Below are 22,191 nucleotides of genomic sequence, written 5' to 3'. Positions count from 1 at the left end.
GATTCCAAGTTCAAGGGATTTGCCCATCATGCAGGGGTCAAATCCCCGCACAGACCCTTGTGCTTTCAGAACCCGGGATGCATTGAATAAAATAGGTCAGCTCCCGGGAAAATTCCTTGTAGCATGCATTGGTATTTTCCTCCACCACCTGCTGATCCAGGTGAAAGTACTCCCTGTAAAATTTGAAAAAAGAGAGGGATTTTTCCGTGTCCCTCCGGTCAAAGATCCCCCTGGCGATTCCGATTTTCCAGATCATGGCCGTGTCCTTTGAGACCAGATTCTCTTCAAGAAGGTTCAGGACTTCCTCGGAAGTATGAATCTTGTGGGATACGCCCGTGCTTTCCAGGCGGGAAGCCGTATTCACGGCTGTGCCGATGGCCGTGACGATCCGTCTTCTTGAGGATCCCAGGGGGCCGACCAGGGCCGGTCCGAATTCAAGGCCGGCCCTGAATCCGATATCCATGGAATGGGTTCTCATGAGGGTCCTGATTCTCTTTTCCCGGTCCATGGGGTGGCTGCCTAACCGGATGCGGTGGATCTCATTAAAAATGGAGGCCAGGGCGCAGACCAGGAGCATGACACGCTCGGCAGGACCGGGCCGCCGGTCAAGGCCGGGATCGTCAAATATGGAAACATTCTGGAGGAAGACGGAATCTCCGATGAAATTGTCCACACGACAGGAAAAGACAGCCGCGGTTTCAGCGGCGATTTCATGGCAGAGGTTCAATATCAGAAAGTACTCCCTGGGGCTTAGGCAATTTCTGACCCGGACCGATCCAACCATATCCAGAAAAGCATAAACCCCGTCGGTTATCATGACAGGGGTCATTTTCAACTGACTTGCCTTTACCGCGCCCACGGCCATGAGCTGTTTTTTTTGCTCGTCCAGTTCCGCCTCTTTTTCCTTGAGCCGGGTCCAGGTTTTCCGCAGTCTCTTTTCCTTGCGCCAGATCAGTTTGGTGGCAGACCTGCCCCTGGCTTTGCCCAGATAGGCCAGGGAGGCGGTTTCAATGGCCGAAACAAGGGTATCCATTCTTTTTTTCAGCCGGTCTCCATGGACAAAGCCTTTATCATCCATCTTAAGAAGCTGCCGGTCCACGGTATTGAAGATAATGGCCCCATAGTCCGGGACATAGGCGGATACAAAATTATCCGGCCTGAAATACCCGATGATATTCGGATCCACCCGGATATCGGCCTGCATATCAAAGCCTTTTCCGTCATAGGAGATCACCGGCAGATCATTTGGGATCTTACCTGCCCTGCCCGGCTCTCCACTGGTACGGGGTGCAAGTCCGATCCCGTTTATAATCAGGACTTTAATTCCCTTTGCATAGTAATCCTTGTGTTTCCTCAGGATATAGGCCACCACCCCCTCATTTTCCCTGACATCCCCAAAGGGATCCGTCCTGGAGAAATAGACCGGAGAGAGCCTTTTTATTTTCACGATGCCCGGGCCGAACCATTGAAACAGGAGGCCTGCCGCCCCCCTGCCGTCCAGTTTGTGAACCACGCCCCTGTCCCATTTGTAGGGGGGCAGAAACTTCTCTCCCGAATAATCCGTACCAAACATAAGACCTGCCTGCCTGGCCTTGAGAAGCCTTCTGCTAAAAGACAATAAAAATCTGAGAATATCTTTTTTTTTAAAGATCAGGGTTTGGAATTCTTGAATATCAGGCAGTTTTCGGTTCATGATTTTTCCTGAAAAACAGTCCAAATAAAACCCGAACCTATGGATATGGAGGAGAAAAAATGATAGCTTCAAATAACCGCACCAGGAGAAACAGGAATGGGTTCGAGGGGTGATGCCTTCTTGGGTTCCGGCTATTATATAAAATTTTATAAAAATATAAACAAGTATCTGGGAAATAAAACCCAAACCGTACAAAATTCAGAGCCATGGATATGCCGATCTATCTGCAAACCAGACAGCAGGGCCTGCTGAAAATAAAGATTGCCCAGGCCCGGGACCTCATGGAAAGCTGCCGTCTCTGCCCCAGGGCCTGCCGAATCACTCGAAGCAGAGATCAAAGGGGATATTGCAGGGCCACAAACCATCTGGAGATTTCCAGTTTTTCCCCCCATTTTGGAGAGGAACCTCCCCTGTCCGGTTCAGGGGGCTCGGGAACCGTTTTTTTCACCCATTGCAGCCTTGGGTGCATTTTCTGCCAGAACTTTGACATCAGCCTAGAGGGGAGAGGAGAGGAGGCAGAACCGGGCCAGCTGGCTTCGGTCATGCTCTATCTTCAAAAAGCAGGATGCCATAATATCAACCTGGTCAGCCCGGGACATTATCTGCCTTTTATCCTGGAAGGGCTGGACATTGCCGCTGAAAACGGGCTTGATCTTCCCCTGGTCTATAACAGCTCCGGGTATGAGAGCCTGGAGGCTCTCAAAATACTGGACGGCATCGTGGATATCTATATGCCGGATTTTAAATTCTGGGACGGCACCATCGCAAAACAGGCATGCAATGCCCCGGATTATCCCCAAGTAGCAAGAAAGGCCCTAAAAGAGATGCACGACCAGGTCGGAGACCTGATCCTGGATGGAGGGGGGATTGCCCGGTCGGGCCTGCTGGTCCGCCACCTGGTCCTGCCTGAAAATCTGGCCGGAACCGATAGAATTCTGAACTTTCTGGCCAATGAGATCTCCCCCCGGACCCGGGTCAATGTCATGTCCCAGTACCGGCCCATGTACCGGGCCCGGAACATCCCGGAACTTTCCAGATCCCTCACCGTAAAAGAGTACAGGCAGGCCCTGAAAATCGCAGAAGAACTGGGGCTGACCCTTCTCACCTGATTGCGGACCCGCCCCCTGCCCCAATCCATCTTCCATGGATTTTTCTTCTATCCCCGGGTCTGGGCCTGGATAAGGGCTTTGAGAATATTCCGGGTCTCCACCAGGGCCGGAGAGATATTGAGTCTTTTCCGGCCCAGCTGAAACCGGACGCTCTCCTTTTTCAGGAATCGGTGGGGCGGCAGATTGACCAGGATTTTTTCCAGCCGATCCAGGGAAAACTTCATATGATCCTCGGAAAATACGAGGATCAGGGTGTTGGGGGTGATATCCAGGCGTTGGATCCCGGCCTGGATGGACAAGACCCTGAGCATGATCTTGAGGAGCATGTTTTCCGCTTCCTTGGGAAGCTTTCCATACCGGTCTGCCAGTTCTTTTTTCATGTCTGCGATCTCGGACACCCGGGTGAGGCGGGAGAGCCTTCGGTAAAGGGTGAGACGCTGCTCCACGGATTCGATATAGGTATCGGGAAATCCCGAAGATATGGATGCGTTGATCTCGGGCTCCAGGGGTTCGATCCTCGATTCTCCCTTGAGCTCATGGACCGCGTTGTCCAAAAGCTTTAAAAACATATCATAGCCCACGGCCGCGATATGTCCGGACTGGGAAGCCCCCAGGGCTGTTCCGGCTCCCCGGATCTGCAGATCCTTCATGGCGATCTGGAACCCGGAGCCCAGGTCCTTGTACTCCATGAGTGCGGACAGTCTTTTTTTGGCGTCCTTGGTGAGGCGGGATTCGTCTGAGATGAACAGGTAGGCGTAGGCCTGGTGATCTCCCCGGCCGATGCGGCCCCGGAGCTGATAGATCTGGGAGAGACCGAAGCGTTCAGCCTTGTTGATGATCATGGTGTTGGCCGAAGGGATATCCAGACCCGATTCAATGATGGTGGTGCAGACCAGAAGGTTGATCTCAAAATTGACGAACTGGAACATGACCTTTTCCAGGTCGGCTTCCGAAAGCCTGCCGTGGGCCACTCCTATTTTGGCCTCCGGGACCAGGGCTTCAAGCTCAGCAGCCATCTTAAAAATACTTTTTATATTGTTATGGACGAAAAAAACCTGGCCGTTTCTGGCCAGTTCCTTTTTCACCGCATCCTTGACAATGGCCTCTTCATATTTCGAAATATAGGAGACAATGGGCTGGCGGTCTGCCGGCGGGGTGGTGATCACGCTGATATCCCGCATCCCGGTCAAAGACATGTGAAGGGTCCGGGGAATGGGGGTGGCGCTCAGGGCCAGCACATCCACCGTGCTTCTCTTTTTCTTGAGGGCCTCCTTGTGCTTGACCCCGAACCGCTGCTCTTCGTCGATGACCAGAAGGCCCAGGGATTTGAATCCCACATCCTTCTGCAGCAACCTGTGGGTTCCGATGACGATGTCGGTCAGTCCCGACTCCATCTGCTTGATGATCCGGGTCTGTTCCTTTCTGGACCTGAACCGGGAAAGGCACTCCACATTTACCGGATAGTTGCTGAACCGTTCCCTGAAGGTGGCCAGATGCTGTTCCGCCAATATGGTGGTGGGAACAACCACAGCGGCCTGTTTTCCGTCGTTTACCGCCTTAAAGGCCGCCCTGACGGCCACCTCTGTCTTGCCGTATCCCACATCCCCGCAGACCAGCCGGTCCATGGCAATGGGAGATTCCATGTCCAGGCTCACATCATCGATGGCCTTTAGCTGATCCCGGGTTTCCTCATAGGGAAAAGAAGCTTCAAAATCATTGTAAACATGGTCCGGCCGGCTAAAGGAAAAGCCTTTCTTGACTCTTCTTTTGGCATAGAGGTCCAGAAGGTCGGCAGCCATTTTTTCCACCTCTGCCTTGGCCTTGGCCTTGGATTTCACCCAGGTTTTAGACCCGATCTTGTCCAGGACCGGGGTGTAGCCGTCCATGCCCACGTATTTGCCGATCATTTCGATGCGGTCCACGGGCAGATATAATTTGTCATCATCCCGGAACAGGATGAGAATAAAATCCTGGGCAATGTTCTCGACCTTCAGGCGGCAAAGTCCCCGGTACTGCCCGAGACCATGCTCCATGTGAACGACGATGTCTCCCTCTTTCAATTCTTCCGGAGCAATGAATTCGGTTTTCAGATCCCGGGCCGCACTCTTGTGGCGCCGGATTCTTTTTTTGCCGAAAATCTCATTTTCCGTGATCAGGGCCAGACCTTCCTGCTCCAGGATAAACCCGGCGCCAAGATCGCCGATCAGATAATAGATTCCAGGCCTTTTGCCCCGGACCGAGTCAAAGGAATCCACAAACCCGGGTTCAATTCCATAGGGGGCCAGAAGGGAGAGCAGGCGCTTGGCCTGGACCGGCTGGCTGAGGACGCAAAGGGTCTTCTGCCCCAGGTCGGATCTTTTTTGTATCCAGTCCACCAGAGGCTGGAGGGGATGTTCCTCACCGGAAAGAGACCGCAGCTGCTGGGAAAGGATCAGGTTGTCCTGGCAATTGAAATGAAATATCCTGGTTTTTGCCTTATCCTCTTCCAGCTCAAGCGGTTTAAAGGACAGGTGGTTCAGGGAGTCTATTTTCCGCCGGACCTGGTCCCAGGAAAGGTAAATGGTCTCGGGTTCAACACAAAGACGGTTTTCCGATGTCACGGTCCTGTAGTTGAGAAGGGCCTTGTTTTCAAAATCAAGGGCCCTGGACTCCAGCACATCCGGGGAATCCAGGATCACAAGCCCCTTGTCCGGAATATAGTCGAAAAAGGTATCCAGGGTTTCATATACAATGGAAAGCATGCTCTCTATGCCGGGGAACCGGCCGGTTTCCCGGATGGTATTCACATATTCCCGGACCCTGGGGGCCTCCAGTCCGGCTGCAGCTCCGGCCCGGCGGAGCCGGGCAAGGATGTGGGGATGATCCTGCCGGTGAATCACAGCCTCGGTGGCCGGCAGAATAACGATTTCAGACAGGTCCCGAGTGGTTCTTTGGGTATAGGGAGAAAACAGCCGGATGGATTCCACAAGGTCACCGAAAAACTCCAGCCTTACCGGATAGGCCTGTCCCGGTGAAAACAGGTCCAGGATCCCTCCCCTGACCGAGTAATCTCCGGGATCCTCCACCAGGGAGGTCCGGATGTATCCGCCGGCTTCCAGTTTGGCCACCAGATCATCCCGGTCGGTCTCCTCATTGACCATGACTAGTTCTGAAAAATGATTGATCCCGGTTTTGGGAATGAGCTGCTGAAGAAGGGTCTCGATATGGGTGACAACGATTCTGGGTGAGGAACCGGATTCCATGAGCTCGGACAGCACAGCCAGACGGGAAGTGGAGGTTTCCCGGTGATATGAGAGGGATTTGAAAGGCTGGATATGGTATCCGGGAAAATAGAGAACCGCCTCCTCCTCCTGGGGAAGGAAAAATTTCAGGTCTTCCATGAAGGCCTGGGCCGTTTTCTGATCCCCCAGGACGACCACAAGGCTTTGACCGGCCGATCTGAAGATCCGGGATGTAAGATAGGCTTTGTGGGCCCCCTCTTCCCCGGCAATAATCACACTGCTTTTCTGCTGATTGATTTCATGGATGATGGATTGGGTCATGGCAAGGGGGCTGTCCAGAATCAGAGGCCTGTTGTCAAAAACGCTGTCCCGGGCCCGTTGATTTTATATTGATTTTACCGGACTTAAACAAACAAGGCCGGCGGATATGGGTTTTATTTCGGCCTGAAAGGATAAATGATGTAGGGCCAAGAATCAAGGAATAATCCCGATGCACTTGCGCGGTTTTCAATCAGACATCACTTGAACTTATTGGCCAGATCATTGTCAATCACATAGATACAGGCCTCGTTGGCCCCCTGGAGGGTATATCCGAATTTCCGGGACAAATTGTCGATGAGAAATTTCACGTCCTTTTTGATCCGCTTGTCATGGGTTCTGAATTTTTCCGTATCAAAATCCTTGATGGCGCCCCTGAAGTTTTCATTGTCCACAAAGGGCTCCAGCACCCGTTTCTTGAGGTTGTGGACATACCGCTCGTAAAGGGATTCAAAAAGCCGGGTCTCAAGGATGTCCTTGCCCTCGATCATGATTTCATGGGTCAGGGTCCGGGTGGTATACTCCTTGAGCACATCGTTCCGGATATCCTTTCTCCGGTTCTGGTCCATGTTCTCCGCCAGGAGACGGTTTTCAATGCTCTCCAGAAAAGCCTCGGTGACATGGATCTCCTCTTTGGTGAAAATGCACCGGATCACGGAGTTGATCTCATTGGTCACGGCGGAGATATAATTTTTGATATCCTTGGCAATCTGCTCTTCATTGTAATAGTAAAGGGATTCCTTGACCTGCTGGAGCACGGAATAATCGTACATTCTCAATAGGGAGGACAAAAACCCCTCTGGAATCTTTTTTTTGGGATCAGAGTCCATTTTTTTAAAAAAGGTGCAGAGTTCCGACATGTTGATCAGCTTGTCTTCCTTGGCATACTTGGAGTAAAACTGATCAAATATCTTGATGGAGTCCCGTCCTGAAAAGCCCTCCTTTCCGTAAATCTCAGACTCGGCAATGATCTTTTTCATCCTCTTTTTATCCAGGGCCTTGAGATCGTCATCATCCAGCCATTTGGGAATGTTTCCGGAAAAAAGCTCCATCTTCAGCAGCATGAGGTTGTCGTCGCAGAAGTTCATATACTTCTTGGGCTCCTGGATCCACTCTTCCAGGGCCGAGGATTCTTTTCCGATGCGGGTGCAGATGATGATCCTGGCAAAGTTATCCAGAACCATGGGCAGAAAACTGCTCTCCACGTGGCGGCCGAAGATGTTCAGATAGATCTTCACTTCGGTCTTCACGTCCAGGACATAGGGAATGTCGATGTACTGAATCCTGTCGTCAAAGGAAGGGAAATCCCCGATATTCTGTTTGTCCTCGGGATTCATCAGGGCAAAGAACAGGGAATCCACCCTCTCCTCTACATTTTCGACCTTGTGAACCCCTTCGGAAATCACATTGTGCAGTTCCACCATCCTCTCCACATTATGGGACTTGATATCCATGAGGGCGTATATCCCATTGTTGACTTTGGCAAAGTTGGAAAAGATATAGTTGATGATGTTGGAGTCCTGGAACAGGGTGTTGATCCTTTTCTGAAGCATCTGATTTGAGATGATGTTCTGCTTTAAGGGCTGGTCCCCTGGATTGAACACAGAGATGCCGTTGCCGATCCGCCGGTTAAAGTAATAGGGCCTGGCATGGAGCATCTTAAAGACTTCACCGGGATTCCCCACCCGTTCAAGCAGGGAATGATAAATGGAGGAGCAGACCGTGCAGACCTCCTCTTTAAATACCCATTCATACTCTTTTTCCGTAAACAGACGCCATTTGAACTCATCGTTCTTGATCAGTTCATCCAGGACATTTCTGCGCTGTTCCTTGGGGATGACCAGAAAGGGATTGTCATGGGCCAGACAGGGAATTTCAATATAATCCCTTTCCTTGCCGGTGAATTCAATCAGCCCGGCGTCCCTGTCCATGTTTGTCTCCCCTTCCTTTTCCACGTACTGGATCAGCTTTTCAAAGGCGGAAACCGGGATGACGGCTTCCTTGTCCTGGAGCTTTTTGATATCCAGCCGCCAGACGATCTCATAGCGCAGACCCTCCTCTGTATTGGCATAGATCTCAAATTTTTTTAAAAGATTGTTTAAAAATGTGCTCTTGCCGCACCCGTGGGGTCCGTAAAATACATAGATCCTGTTCTGCTGGGCCCCGTGCCGTAGGTACTCCATCTGCTTCATGAAGCGGTTGGCAAAAAGCATGTCCGGGAAATAGGGGTTGCTGGATCCTTCGGAGAACAGCCTTGAACAATCATAGTCGGTAAAGGCCATCCGGGTCAGGTCATCGGTGATCGATTCCTGGGATTCCTCCACATAGCTTTTGATCATATCGTGGAAGGACTGGAAGATATTTCTCAGGACCTGGGAGGGGTCTGATTTTAAGATATTCAAAAAATCCCCAAAAGATACGGGTTGGAGCCTCTGATAATCCCTGATTTCCCGGTCCAGCAGCTCAAGTGCCTGGTCAACGGCCAGGTCTGAAACCTGACCCGTGGATTTTGTCGAGGATGTCTTGTTTTCCGTCATCAATCACAGCTCCCGCTTATTCAGTTTACGATCTTCCATGACATAGAGCAGCCGCTTCCACTGGATTTTTTCTTTGGATTCATCTTCCTTGGCTGCCGGGGCAGCCGGATCCCAGAAATTGGCATATGAAGTCACTGCCTTCTTGGACGAGGTCACAGGCTCACTGGTCTCAAGGTAAACCGGACCGCCCCATAGATACTCGATACCCATCATGGTGTTTTCGATATAATCCAGTTTCAGGGGCTTGCCTTCGAAGGTATGGTCCAGGTAGAGAATCCCCTTTTTGCTTTCTTCCCGGTCCACCCGGATATGGGGGGGATGGTACAGGGAGTTGATGATCATCTGCTTATAATCTTCGGCTTTCTTGGATTTAATATAGTACTCCCATGCCATTTTTTCCCGGACAAACCGCTTTCCGGTAACAAAGAGCTTATGCCGGGTGACAAATTCCTGGTCAACAAACCGGTTGATAAAGGTAAAATCATTCAAGGTTTCCCGGATTTTAAATATATACGAATCCCCGGTATTTTTCTGATCGTCGTACCGATCTTTTCGGACTTCGTCCCTGAGCCGGGAATATTCAATGGAGTAGCAGCCCTTGTTCTCCATTTCACGGATATGCTCAAAAAGCCTCATGCCCAGGGCATAGGGGTTGAATCCGACCTTGGGAAGGGAGGTAACGGCGGCATTGACCTTGGCGTAATCCGACTCGTGCCCGCTGATTCTGTCGTCCCTCATGAAAAGGGTGTCATGCCAGTAGCTGGCCCATCCCTCGTTCATGATCTTGCTGCGGACCTGGGGCTGGAAGTAGAGGGAGGTGTTTCGGACAATCTGAATAACAGACTTTATCCATTCATTCTCCTCCTGTTTGAGAAAAGAGGAGTATCTTAAGATATACTCCATCACATCAAGTTCAGGCTCGATCTTGGACTCGCTTTCTTTTTTATACAACTCCTCAAATTCCGGATAAAGGCCCTTGATCAGATCAAAAAAATCTTCATCGGTTTCCCGGCAACGATTGTACCGGGTGATCTCCTTGAGATAGGTGTTGTGGGGAACCTTTTTTATCCTCTGGAGAAAAATATCAAAATAAAAATCAATCCGGCTGATCCGCCTTTGTTTCTCTTCTGAAAAGATCCGATTCAAGTGGTGATGGTATCCCACCAGGTTGTCCACCGACCTTGAGAATTCAATGGCATAATCGACCCATCTACCCTTTTCAGACCGCAGCCTGGCAATCATGCGCTTGTCGGCCAGGGCCTGGCCCGTAATATCCACATCCCAGGTGTTTTTAAAAAAAATATTGTTCTGGAAGAAATCGATGTGTCCCAGGACATGGTAAAAGATCATGACGTTGAGCCAGTCCGGGTTGTTGTCGTTGTAATAGGAGATGGCCGGCCGGGTGTTGATGACGGTCTCATAGGGATTGGAGGGATATGCCTCGTACATCCCCTTGCCGGACAGCACTTTTACGTCATGGACCCAGTAGTCGTAGAGGGTGGGAATCATGACCTTGGGGGAAAGCTCGATCATATCCCGGTTGGTCACGATGTACTCAAGGGTCTCATCGTCAAAGCGCAAGCCCGCATCCCTGGCCCGGAGTTTACACTCTTCCATTATGCCTTTGACATGCTGACTGACAAGTTCCATTTCCAACTCTCTTTCCGGGCCGGGTGCCGGGTTAGGGAATCATCAGGAAATCAGATGTTTTATTCCCTGGATAATTCTGGAATCATCCACATCCTCTTCCATGACATCCATTTTAATCAGGTTCTCATGCTTGGTTAATATGTTCGAGGCCCTCAGATATTTTTCCACTTCAGTCTTTTTTTTCCCTACATACCTGTGCTTGACAATGGTGATGCCCACCCTTGCGGCATAGCTGAGCATCCTCTCCATTTCCTCAAGGGTCTGTTTTCCGTCCTTGTCCCAGTCATCCCCGTCCGTACCGTGGAACACATAGATGTTATAATCCCGGGCCAGGCTTTCCCTTTCCACGATGTCGTTGACCAGCTTAAACGCGGTAAAGACCTTGGTTCCGCCGGCCACCTTATAGGAGTAGTACTTGTAAAAATCCGGGACCTCCCTGGCTTCGGTATCATGGAGGACAAACCGGGTCTCCACCTGTTTGTCATATTGATAGACCAGCCAGGAGTAGAGCATGACATGCTGGGACACGACAGCCTCGGTAACCTTCCCGCTCATGGACCCGGAATAGTCCCTCAGGAAGAAGACCAGGGCCTGGGACTCGTACTCCTTTTCCCGGGAGAGTATCCTGTAGATCATATCCCGGGGAGAGATGATGAACCTTGTGGTATCGATGTTTGAGACATCGGGAATATTGCCCAGGGTGATATTGGTTTCCACAATTTTCTTTAAAGTGGCCTTCTTGTCCAGGACCTGGCCGACTCCCTGGTTCCGGTCGGTGAGGTCATATATATATCTTGCCAGGGCTCTTTTTTTCCCCTTGTCTTTTAAATTGGGGAGTTGAAAATCCTGGGACAGGACCTTGCCCAGTTCATAGGCATTGGCTTCGAATTCATGTTCTCCGCCCTGGCCTTCCCCAGGGCCTTCTCCCTGGCCTTCCCCATCTTCATCTCCTTCCCCCTGCTCCGGGCGGACCGGCTGCTCTCCGATGACATCGCCCTCCTCCCCCTCTCCGGTGCCTCCGGTGGGCTCTCCCTCCCCCGGTTCCTGGTCGGGATCAAATTCATCATGGACAAATTTCTCCTCCACCGTGGTGGGCACAACAATGATCTTTTCCTTGCCCCCGGTTCCGGGTTTGACAATCCTTCCGATACGGATCTTGCGTTTAAATCCGTCTTCCTCTCTTTTCCGGTCCCGTTCAAGGAGTTCATCCAGGGTAATCATACCGCGCCTCCCTATTTGTCATCTTCCTGGGAACAAAAATACTCGATGGTCTTCTGGGCACAGGTACGGCAATATCCCAGTTTGTCGTGCATGGTGGAGATCATCCGGTCATACAGCTTCTGGTTTTCCTCGTTGGTCCGGTTGGCCAGGGCTCCGATCAAAGATCCGGCCCCGGCAATATCAGACTTGAGGCGGACATCGGTGATGGCCTTGACCAGCTCCAGATTGTCCATGAAATCATAGTTGGCATCCACGGACAATTTCTGCCCGTAGATCTTTCTAATGGAATTTCTGAAAGAGGCCTTCTGCTCCTCGGTTTTCAGACCCAGTCTTTCTTCCACGTTCTTGATATACCGTTCGTCGATTTTAAGGGCCTTGAGTTCACCGGTCTGGGGATCCTTGTACTTCCACATCATGTCCGGCCCCAGATGTTCGGCATCCACCCCGATGATCATGTTTACGTAATTGAGAACGTCTTTTTTAATGGCCAGGGGCTCATCCATATAGGCGTTGAACATCTCCGTCATGATCCTTTCCCGGTAGAGGCCCCGGGCGATCTTAAGGTCCTCCATAAACTTGGCCCGGTCTGCCGGTTCATGGACATAGTCCAGAACCGTGCGCTCCAGGGCATTGAATATATCCAGGGCAAACATGCACCGGCCCTCGTTGGTTTCCGAGCTTTCCAGCAGCAGCTGGACCGCCCGGCCCAGATTCCTCTGGCCCAGGCCTTTCTGGCCGAACCGCTTGGTGATGTCCGTATCCTGGTTCAGGGAATCAATGAGCTCGGCCAGGGTCTTGAGGCTCTTTTCCCCGGCCACTTCACCGGCGGCCAGTTTCATGGTTTCCACCGGTGTCAGCTTCTCCGACCTGGGCAGCCGGGTCAGCACCACGCCCACGGAGGTGGCATAGTTGAGGTTGGGGTCCTGGTGGAGCACCTCATGGTCCAGGGACCGCTTGATATCGGCGCCAATGGCGTATTCGGTCAGGGTTTTCTGGATTTTGTAATCCGTGTTATGGGCCACATAACAGATCCTGCACCGGTCCACAATGGGCGCCTCTTCTCTTTCCGACAAAAAGGTGTCAAATTCCGAATTGTTGCTGGTGGCGATGATCAGGGTGTCAATGGGCCATTTGAAGCCGTCCAGTTCGATCATCCGGTTCTGGATCACCCCGAGATAGACCTGGACCAGATCTTTTTTATTTTTATAGATCTCGTCGCTGAAATGGATCCCGCCTCCGGCCACCCGGGCCAGGGCCCCCCTCCTGAGATCAAACCGGTAGGGGTTGTTGGAGTCTGAGATATGAAGCAGTCTCTGGATGGACTCTTCTCCCATGAGGTCCACGGCCGAAGAGGTGATCTTGTCCTTGGCCGGATATTTCCCGGTGATGGTGCCCAGACTTTCGATCAGGGGAACCGGAGTCACCTCGATAAAGGAGAGCATTTTCGTGACATCGCCGTCACACACCTCCCGAATCTGGTCCCAGATATAGGCGGAACAGGCGCCTAGGGGACGGTAACTGGCGTAAAGGCTTTCCAGTTGGGCTTCCGTGAATCGGTGTTTCTTGGCAAGATAGGCCATGGATTTTTCCCGGGTTTCTTCCATGTTCATGGCCAGGATCATGGGATCTTCATAGGTCTGGGACTCGATGAATTCGATTTTACCGTATCCGCCCAGTTTCTTGAGATTGATGAATTTAAATGTGTATTTTCTGTTTTCCGGAATGCTTAAAAATTCCCGGTAGCGCGCGCACAGGTATTCCACAAAAAAGGTCTTCCCGTTTCCGGGCTCCCCCACCAGGACAAAGGCCATTTCCCTTGACGATCCCCCTTCTGAGGCGTCCTTGACAAAGGAAACAAAGGAGTTGATTTCGTCATACATGCCCACCAGATGTTTTTTCCCCTGGCTGAACAGATCAAACCGGTAGGTGGTTTTGCCCTTTACCGTGATCTTGCGAATTCCGGCATCCAAAATCATTCGCGACACGCCCTGAAAGGCATCCTCAAACATTCGCTGCCCTTTTTTGACTCCGTTAACGTGGTCTGCCAAACTCTTTGGGTTTGTTTTCACTGCCATTTTCCCCTCCTATGGGCAGCAAAAGAGGTGAATGCTGCCGGTCAAGATTATACTAAGGCTAGCTTGTGCTGTATGATTGAATTCAGGCTGTTTAAAAGGGTATTGGTTGTATGATCCGTTTGTAAGAATGAACAGCCTGCTAAAGTTAAAAGTAACAATTAAAAAATAGGGTGTCAAATTCTTTTGATCCTTTAATCGCCTTATCCAAGAGAAGGCAAAAGGATTGCATCTGAGCCGAAGGACGATTCTAAAACCTATAAAATCCTCTTTTCGGTTCTTTTGATTTAAGAAATTTCTATTAATGGATATTTACTTTGGGCCATGATATTTTGGGATAAAAAACATCGGACAAGGAAATTCTCCATGGCCTCCAGAACGGTTACAACGATTATCGATCCTGAAAAATGCACCGGGTGCGGCCTGTGCATAAAGGTGTGCCCCTGCCATACCCTTACCCTGAAAGACGACATTGCCATGGTCACGGGCAATCAATCCCTGGGCTGCGGCCACTGCATGGCAATCTGCCCCACCGGGGCCGTTCAGGTCAAATCCCTTGATCCGGACATGACCTGTTTTGAGACCTTCACACTTGACCGGGCCTGGGTCGGTTTCAAGGATTTTCCCGTTACAAAAATTGCCGGGCTCATGGCATCCAGGCGCTCCTGCCGGAATTTTAGGGACAGGCCCCTGGAACCTGAACGCTTAAGGGACCTGATCAAACTGGCAGCCCTGGCCCCTTCCGGAACAAACAGCCAGGACTGGCGGTTTTCCGTTCTGGGTTCGAGACAGGAAGTTCTCCGGCTCGGGGGATGGATTCAAGAATTTTTCCAAAATTTAAATTCAAAGGCTGAGAATCCGATCCTAAGAAAAGGGCTTCGGCTTTTGGGGATGAAAAAACTTGACGCCTATTTCAGAGAGTATTATGAATCGGTAAGGGAAGCGATCCAGGACATGGAAACCAGAGGAATTGACCGGCTCTTCCATGGGGCCACGGCATGTATACTGATCGGGTCAGGTCCGGATGCCAGCTGTCCTGTGGAGGATGCAATCCTGGCAGCGGGAAATCTCATACTGGGAGCCCATGCCATGGGCCTGGGCTCATGCCTCATCGGTTTTGCCGTCCAGGCCATGAAACAGGACCGGTCCATTCAAAGGAAACTGAACCTTCCTGAAGAGGAGGAGATTCATGCGGTTATTGCCCTGGGCGTTCCCGACGAAAAATACAGGACCATTACCGGCAGGAAAAAGCCCATTGTCAGATTTTTCTAAAATTCTTTGCAATCCTGGCCGGAAACCATTAATTAAGATGAAAAGGTCTGAAACAATAAAGAGGGTAACATGATCCAGGAAAAGGCGTTGACCATAATTGAGATCTCCCGGGAATTAAATGCCGGAACTGCATTCACTAAATTTCTTCTCAAGCGTTTTGGCAGGTTCCTCTCCCCGGAAACCTCGAGTGGACGGCAGGTTTACCCCCAAAAGGATGTTCATCTCCTGCTGAAAATCAAACATGGGCTCGACTCGGGTATTCTTCCCTCACAGATCGATGAGGACCTGGACCGGGCAGTTTCCGAACCAGGGACCGGAACGGGTTCCGGCGATGAGGCCCCGGATCTTCTGGGCATTGCAGAACAATTTCTCACCGGTCCGGATGAGGACATCCGTGTCAGCAAAGACGGATTAAAGCTGATAAAATCCCTGGTCAGTGACATCGGTGAGCAGCAGAAGCGCATCGCAGCGGCCCATGAAAAACGGGCCGAGGCCGAGGAACGCAAGGCCGCGGCCATTGAAAAGCGGGCCGAGGCCGAGGAAAAAAAGGCCAATGCCATGAACAATATCGCCAATGCCCTCCAGGAGATGAACCGGCTCAAGGTTCATGATCCAGAGACCGTACGGATCGCCCACCATGCCGCCAATATCTTTGATGCGGATAGCGGCCTCCTTGAGAATCCTGAGCCAGACTCTTTTGAAGATATTGAAACCCGACAGGAATCCGAACCTTATGAGGATGACCTCTCAGACCTTCTGGATATAGATGATATTGACGCTGACGGGAGTTCCCTTGTGGACGAGCCGGTTGAGACGGACGATCTCAATTCCCTGATCCAGGATCAGGGGGTCCATATCAGCGATGATCTCTCCACTCTTCTGGAGGAAGGACAGAACCGGGGAGGCTCGCCTTTCAAACCGGATCCCCAGGATGATTTGAATGAGTTGATCGATACGGTTTCAAAGGAGACCGATGGGACAGATAGCCTGGATGATCTCTCATTGCTGATCAAAGAAGAGAAAAAAGAGGAGATCCCTGACCTGGATGATCTTTCCAGGCTCATCGACACGGATGCCGATCAGAAGTCCCCTGCCCCGGAAATGGTGGACGATCTCAGCCTACTCCTTGATTCGGAACAGGAAACGACTCAGGGGAAGACTTCCGAACCGGTTGACATGGATGATCTCTCCCAGCTTATCCAGGATAAGGAGACAGGGAATGATACAAAAGATCCATCGGAAAAGGAAGGAACCGGAGAGGAACGGTCCATGGACGATCTTTCATCTCTGATCGACGAGACTCCCTCCCTCAGGCCTAAGATCACTCCCCAGGATGATATTGAAGCTTACAAGGCAGAGGTCATGAAGGTTATCATCGAGTTAAAGTCCCAGGGAACAGATGCCCATGAGGCGGCCCGGCGGCTGAACCAGGACAAGGTTCCCACCCTGTCCGGAAAACCGGAATGGAGTGTGAAGGCCCTGGAACAAATCTATACATTTATTGATTCGGCGAAATAAGATTTTAGGCCGCTTCTAATAATTTCCTTTTATCCCGATTTCTTCGTTGCATGAAATTTTAATCTTCAGAATAGTCTGTATATTCTTCCGGTTAAATTTTCATGCTCCTTGAACTCGAACCCAAATTCTGATTATTAGAGATATCCTTTATTTGGCGCCGGCTTTTTCGGCAAACTGGGTATCCACAAACTTATCCAGATCCACCAGGCTGGTCATGATCTTCATCTCATCCATCATGTATTTCTGGATCCGTTCCAGGTCTTCCTTGATGGGAAAGAGTTCACCAGTCAGGATCCGGTCAGGAGGATCCATCAGAACCTTTTTGATGAGATCCTTGTCCTGGGAAAGAAAATCTCCGCCGATGACCGAGGCAGGCTCGGGCTGGTCATCAATGGCAAGCCCGGATCTTACGAAACTGGTGCAGATCTCCTGGATGGCTTCCGGATGCTTCTCAATGACCTCGGAACGCATGACAAATACGCAGCAGGGATGGGCCGGCCACAGATCCTTAGAAAGGAGGAACTCTTCCCCGTGTCCCTGGGCCACAACCTGGGAGCCGAAGGGTTCGGCCACGATAAACCCGCCGATCTCGCCTTCATCGTCATACTCTATGGCTTCGGGCATCTGAAAAGGTGCCACCACTTCCAGGGTCACATCGATACCGGGTTCGGTTGCCCGGCCGGGTTTGAGTCCCTTCTCAGAGAGAAGCTGATGAAAGAGCATATTATGAATGGACAACTGGTAGGGAATCAGAACGGTTTTGCCCTTAAAATCCTCCACTTTTTCTATATTGGCCTTTTTGCTTTTGACCAGGATGCTTCCTGATTTATGGGCAAAGAGCAGCAGTTTTAAATCAACACCGGACTTAAACAGATCCATGGCCGTGGGGGCGAGCACCAGGGCGCCGTCCAGGGATTTAACAGAAAGGGCGTCTGCTACCTCATTCCAGCCGTTCTTTACCACAGGCTCCAGGGTGCAGTGTTCAAATTTCTCCATGCCCTTTTTGAGTTTTAGATCTGTGACGCCAAGAACCAGGTGATCAGTAATTTTAAGATAGCCAATCTTGATAGCTGGTTTTTCAGCCATTGAGATACCTCCAATAAGCGTGGATAAAGGATGTTCTGTCTATTCTCTATTCTGCTTCCCTTATTTCAAAGTCAATACCAAAAAATATTGACAAACCAGAAGCGCAATTCCCTAAAGGTTTTGTCTGTGAAATGTGACATAATTTAGGGGTAAAGTAAACCTAAAATCAAATAAAGGATTGCCGGGACAATTGAAATAATGGCCGTTGTCAAAATTGGACTCCCCAAAAAAATCAGGAGCAGGGGCCGCCTCCGGATAGCAGATCATTTACCCCCGCCCAGGCCATGGATCAGAATGACCCATCCCCCTGTTTTTCAGATAGAATCTCTTTTCATCAGGAATTCGGCAAACTCAAGATCTTCCCGGGTGGTGATCTTGATGTTGAACAGGTTTCCCTGGACCGTATAAACGGGCAATCCGGCATGCTCCATCAGGGAGGCATCGTCCGTGCCTGTGAAGCCGGTTTCCCTGGCAAAATCAAAGGCCTTTAAAATCAGATCCAGCCTGAAAATCTGGGGAGTCTGTGCCCTATAGTACCGGCTGCGGTCAATGGTTTTCAATATCTTTCCGGCCAGATCACCATCCAAATCCGCCTCTTTAATGGTGTCGGAAAGCTCAATTACCGGGATGCAGCCTCCCTTTTCCACGGCCCTGGCCAGACAGGTGTCAATCAACGGATCCGGGACAAAGGGCCTGACCCCGTCATGGATCAGAACCATGGTTTCAGATGAATTTTCCGTATGGGACTTTGCCGCAAGCAGTCCCCTGAAAACAGACTCCTGCCTTGAGTTCCCTCCGGACACAAGGGAAAGGGGCTTGGATCCACCAAGGCCGCCAATGATCTTTTGGGTACAAAATTCCATATCGTCTTCGGGAACGACGAGAATAATTTCATGAACATGTCTATTCCGGGCAAAGCAGGTCAGGGTCCGGGACAAGACAGACTCTTTTCCCAGGCTCATATACTGCTTTTTCTGCCTGGACTTCATTCTTCTGCCGGTCCCGCCGGCAACGATAACGGCTATGGAAAAGATTGAATCCATCTGAATCAAACCGTGGTTCTAATGGAAATAAGCATGGTCAACTGAGATAGGACAGCTCTTTGGGCAGGGGAATGCCCTTGCCCATGGCGTCTTCGCCGTAGTTTACCCCGGCAAGGATCTCCAGGTCATGCAGGGCCCTGGAGTCACCGATAAAGGATACGGTTTCGATTTCTTCTTTTTTGATCTTTCCCCCTGCCCATTGAATATCCAGAACCGAGGAGGCATCAAACTCATCCCCGGCCACCTGCATCTTAACCTCCCCGCCGTAGTGCTGGACGATTTTAGCCACCAGAAGGCTGGGCCGGCTGTGGAATCCCCTGTCCTTTGGTATGCCGACCCGGACGACCGAGGTCTCCATGTTTTGATTTAAAACCCGGATGGCCACTTCCTTGCCCGAAGATAAAAACCGCCATGCATAAAAAAGACAAAAATTAACGGCCCGGTCCAAGAGGACATCCGGATCAATGAGATTGGTCAAAGATTCACTGACCTGTTTGTAAACATCCTTGAAACCGACGTCGTAGAGATGTCTTTCGTAAAAATGAAGCAGCCTGCCCATGACCTGGAGGATATGGAAAACAATGGAAAAATGGCTCCTGAGCTGGTCAAGAACCATATTTTCCTCGGACTGGGTGTAAACCACATAGGAATCAAAGGAGGATTGAATATTGTGGACCTGCATCTCAAAACTCCGGATGATGACTTCATTGATCTTTTCAGGAACCAGTTCCCGGATCTTTTTTAAATCATATCTCTCGTAAAAGGAAAAGGGCTCGAATTCCTTGACCACTTCCAGGAATTCACTGGAAATCCGGGTCAGACTTTTCCGCTGATGGTGTTTTTCATTAAAATCATCAATATTATGGATCAGATGCTTGGAAGAGGATATGCCGGGAAAATAACTGATATCATATCCTTGACTCGGCAGGGCAATGTTCAATCGAAGGGCTTCCTGGATGATCACCGGCGCCGCCAGCTTCAGGGAGTCCTGGATAATCCGGATGGTGTCCAGGGCTTCCAGCCGGAAGGTGTTGTGATGACCATTTTCAAACCGGTAAAAATCAAACCGGTTGATGATATGTCTCTGGGAATAACAGGCCAGGGAAAGATGCCTGATGGTGGCGCACAGCTCCCGGTATAAAACCCATTCGGTGTTTTTTTTTGCGCCGTGAAAATCAAGGAAGTCTTCAAGAATATGGGAGTTGATAATCAGTTTGGAGAAGAGTTTTTTTGTAAAAACATACTCATTGTCTTCAAGGTCGTTGATGAACAACAGACATTTTAAATATTCAAAGGAAAAGATATTTGCCTTTTCCTCAAAAGAGATATCACAACTCAGATTCATCCATGTTTCCTGAAAAAATAAAGTTTCGGTCTGACCGGCCAATAAGCCGAATTCTGTTGCCTGTACAGATTACTCTGGACAGGCCAACGATCATTCATCTGGGATGCACGTTGCCGTGCACCTCACGCGACCTACCCGGAAACTCGGACGGACAGCCCTCAAGCGTTTCCCTATTTGGTCTTGCACCGGACGGGGTTTACCAAGCTTTTCCGGTCACCCGGAAAACTGGTGCGCTCTTACCGCACCGTTTCACCCTTACCCGGCTGTCGGACAGCCGGGCGGTCTACTCTCTGTTGCACTTTCCTTCACGTCACCGCGACTCCACGTTATGGAGCGTCCTGTCCTGGGGTGTTCGGACTTTCCTCCAGGTTGAAAACCCAGCGATCGTTTAGTCCGGACAGACCGAAATCCCTGTCAAGGGATTTATTTCTCTTTTATATGATAGAGTATTCTACTGCATTGGGGACATGAGATCAATGAGGTTCCCCGCTGAACCTCAATATAAAGCTGTGGTGGAATATTCATGAAACACCCCATGCAGATCTCGTTCTTCACCCTGGAAACGGCAAGTCCCTGGTTCATCTTTGAAATTTTCCTGAACCTGTCAATCAGAAAAGGATCCAGGGTCTTTCCGATTTCAGCCTGGCGGGACTGGAATTCCTCAAGACTGGCCCGGTCGTCGGAGGATTGTTTGTCCAGTTCTGCCTGTTCCGCCTTTGTCTGTTCCTCCAAAAGGTTGAACTCTTTTTCACTTTCACTGACAATGGACTCAGATTTTTCTCTTTCATCCATCAATTCAAGGAGTTCGGTTTCAAGGGCGTCCTTTCTCTTTTTATTGTCATCCACTTCCCTCAAAAGGACCTGATACTCTTTGTTGGTTTTCACCATTCTCAGGGTTTCATTGCTCTTAATAATCCTTTGGTCTACCGTTCTGATCTCCTCTTCAACATCCCGGCACATCTTAAGATTTTTTTCCAGCTCTTCCCGGTTCTGGTCCAGAGCCGTCTTGAATTTTTTGAGCTTTGAGCCAATTTCAGCCTTTTCTTTTTCTACTTTCACGAGTACGGCCTGAAGCCTCACAATTTCAGTTTCAGCTTCCTGCAGTTGAACAAGGGTCTCTATATCCTGTTTTACAATTTCCTTCATGACTCATCCTTAAACGATTATAAATGGATCTTTTTCTCTGTTAAATCCTTTGACTTCCATGCTGGTTCCTCGCTTCCGACCGGCCTGTTCCAGCTGTTGTGTTAAAAGGTCGACCGCGATTATTTCCGAACCGAAATGTCCGACATCCACCGAGGCTTTTCCTCCTGCCTGGATCTGTCTGGCATCGTGGTATTTCAGATCTCCCGTAATATAGAGTTGGGCCGACGAGTCCAGAAACTCCTGGACCAGGGATCCGCCGGAACCTGTGCAGACGGCCACCCGGCTGATTTCCCCCTCCAGATCGCCCGTAACCCGTGCCCTGTCAAGGCCGAGTCTTTTTTTTACATCTTCAACCAGATCTTTGAGGCGGATATTCTTTCCCAGGTCCCCGATTCTGCCGAGACCGGCAGGCTCTTCTTCCCGGGGGAAAGAACCGGGTGGGGAATAGAACGGGACCAGGTTTTCCAGGCCGATAATTCCGGCAAAATGATCGTTCAGCCCGTTCAGGGCCTTATCAAGATTGGTATGTGCGGAAAGGATGCAGATCTTCTCCCGGGCCGAGATGGCAATTGCCTGTCCGGGCATTGCCCCGAAATCAATCCTTTTTTCAGGATTCATCATGAGCGGGTGGTGGCTCAAAACCAGATCCGCCCCCCAGGAAGCGGCGGCCTCCATGACCGGAAGGGTAATATCCAGGCTGACCAGTATCTTTTTTACGGGCCAGGCCAGATTCCCTGACTGAAGGCCTGAATTGTCCCAGTTTTCAGCCAGATCAAAGGGTGCAAAACCGTCGACCATGGAGAGTATGTCCCTGGCGGTCAGCCCCATATTTTCATCCGGCCGTGTCTGAAATAAAAAAAGCGTGGTAAGCTACCACGCTTTGGTTTATTTTTCCACTGATGTTTTGCCTGCGCCATCATATATGATCGGACAATCCTTCTGGCCTGTTATGGCCTTTTA

At 50.4% G+C, this 22,191-nt stretch carries 14 protein-coding genes and 1 other RNA gene; 3 read left to right on the top strand and 12 right to left on the bottom strand.

Annotated elements, in window-relative coordinates; genetic code table 11:
* Window positions 1–37 precede the first annotated feature (37 nt).
* On the bottom strand, window positions 38–1,693 hold the full coding sequence (locus F608_RS0124735; protein ID WP_153307603.1) for an adenylate/guanylate cyclase domain-containing protein: 1,656 nt from the start codon (window positions 1,691–1,693) through the stop codon (window positions 38–40).
* Between the two features lie 212 nt (window positions 1,694–1,905).
* Here F608_RS0124735 and F608_RS0124730 point away from each other — a divergent pair, with 212 nt between their 5' ends.
* Window positions 1,906–2,802, top strand: coding sequence for a radical SAM protein (locus F608_RS0124730; RefSeq protein WP_244154334.1), 897 nt, complete (start codon window positions 1,906–1,908; stop codon window positions 2,800–2,802).
* A 47-nt stretch (window positions 2,803–2,849) separates the two neighbouring features.
* Here F608_RS0124730 and mfd read toward each other — a convergent pair whose 3' ends face one another.
* From mfd to F608_RS0124705, 5 genes are all read right to left on the bottom strand, one after another.
* Window positions 2,850–6,344: a transcription-repair coupling factor gene (gene mfd, locus F608_RS33295; RefSeq protein WP_022668421.1), complete on the bottom strand. Its 3,495-nt coding sequence runs from the start codon at window positions 6,342–6,344 to the stop codon at window positions 2,850–2,852.
* 197 nt (window positions 6,345–6,541) lie between these two features.
* Complete coding sequence (locus F608_RS0124720; RefSeq protein WP_051148679.1) at window positions 6,542–8,878, bottom strand: serine protein kinase PrkA; 2,337 nt, start codon at window positions 8,876–8,878, stop codon at window positions 6,542–6,544.
* Between the two features lie 3 nt (window positions 8,879–8,881).
* Entirely contained in the window at window positions 8,882–10,528 is a 1,647-nt protein-coding gene (locus tag F608_RS0124715; protein WP_027363094.1) for a SpoVR family protein, read from the bottom strand.
* A 42-nt stretch (window positions 10,529–10,570) separates the two neighbouring features.
* Window positions 10,571–11,749 (bottom strand): DUF444 family protein, encoded by a 1,179-nt coding sequence (locus F608_RS0124710; protein ID WP_022668418.1) that lies wholly within the window; start codon window positions 11,747–11,749, stop codon window positions 10,571–10,573.
* A gap of 11 nt (window positions 11,750–11,760) precedes the next feature.
* Window positions 11,761–13,824 (bottom strand): protein serine/threonine kinase PrkA, encoded by a 2,064-nt coding sequence (locus F608_RS0124705; RefSeq protein WP_022668416.1) that lies wholly within the window; start codon window positions 13,822–13,824, stop codon window positions 11,761–11,763.
* Between the two features lie 363 nt (window positions 13,825–14,187).
* Between F608_RS0124705 and F608_RS0124700 the strand changes: the two genes are divergently transcribed.
* Both F608_RS0124700 and F608_RS0124695 read left to right on the top strand, forming a co-directional pair.
* Window positions 14,188–15,093 carry a nitroreductase family protein gene (locus F608_RS0124700; protein WP_022668415.1) on the top strand — a complete coding sequence of 302 codons (906 nt, stop codon included), beginning with the start codon at window positions 14,188–14,190 and terminating at the stop codon, window positions 15,091–15,093.
* 69 nt (window positions 15,094–15,162) lie between these two features.
* Window positions 15,163–16,611: a MerR family transcriptional regulator gene (locus F608_RS0124695; RefSeq protein WP_022668414.1), complete on the top strand. Its 1,449-nt coding sequence runs from the start codon at window positions 15,163–15,165 to the stop codon at window positions 16,609–16,611.
* Between the two features lie 147 nt (window positions 16,612–16,758).
* On the opposite strand, the gene F608_RS0124690 is transcribed toward F608_RS0124695, so the two are convergent.
* The 6 genes from F608_RS0124690 to F608_RS0124665 form a co-directional block, all read right to left on the bottom strand.
* A complete protein-coding gene (locus F608_RS0124690) occupies window positions 16,759–17,697 on the bottom strand; it encodes an ABC transporter substrate-binding protein (protein WP_022668413.1) in 939 nt (312 codons plus the stop codon).
* A gap of 314 nt (window positions 17,698–18,011) precedes the next feature.
* Window positions 18,012–18,740 (bottom strand): 2-C-methyl-D-erythritol 4-phosphate cytidylyltransferase, encoded by a 729-nt coding sequence (ispD, locus tag F608_RS0124680; RefSeq protein ID WP_022668411.1) that lies wholly within the window; start codon window positions 18,738–18,740, stop codon window positions 18,012–18,014.
* A gap of 37 nt (window positions 18,741–18,777) precedes the next feature.
* Entirely contained in the window at window positions 18,778–20,085 is a 1,308-nt protein-coding gene (locus tag F608_RS0124675) for an HPr family phosphocarrier protein (protein ID WP_022668410.1), read from the bottom strand.
* 26 nt (window positions 20,086–20,111) lie between these two features.
* Window positions 20,112–20,486: RNase P RNA component class A (rnpB, locus tag F608_RS35495), an RNA gene on the bottom strand.
* A gap of 22 nt (window positions 20,487–20,508) precedes the next feature.
* Window positions 20,509–21,231 (bottom strand): zinc ribbon domain-containing protein, encoded by a 723-nt coding sequence (locus tag F608_RS0124670; RefSeq protein ID WP_022668409.1) that lies wholly within the window; start codon window positions 21,229–21,231, stop codon window positions 20,509–20,511.
* Window positions 21,232–21,240: 9 nt separating this feature from the next.
* Window positions 21,241–22,059, bottom strand: a complete 819-nt coding sequence (locus tag F608_RS0124665) for a Nif3-like dinuclear metal center hexameric protein (protein ID WP_022668408.1) — start codon at window positions 22,057–22,059, stop codon at window positions 21,241–21,243.
* Window positions 22,060–22,191 lie beyond the last annotated feature (132 nt).

The organism is Desulfospira joergensenii DSM 10085 (assembly GCF_000420085.1).
Lineage (GTDB): Bacteria > Desulfobacterota > Desulfobacteria > Desulfobacterales > Desulfobacteraceae > Desulfospira > Desulfospira joergensenii.
The sequence above is the reverse complement of the archived record's forward strand: the minus strand, read 5'-3'. Positions and strand labels throughout refer to the sequence as shown.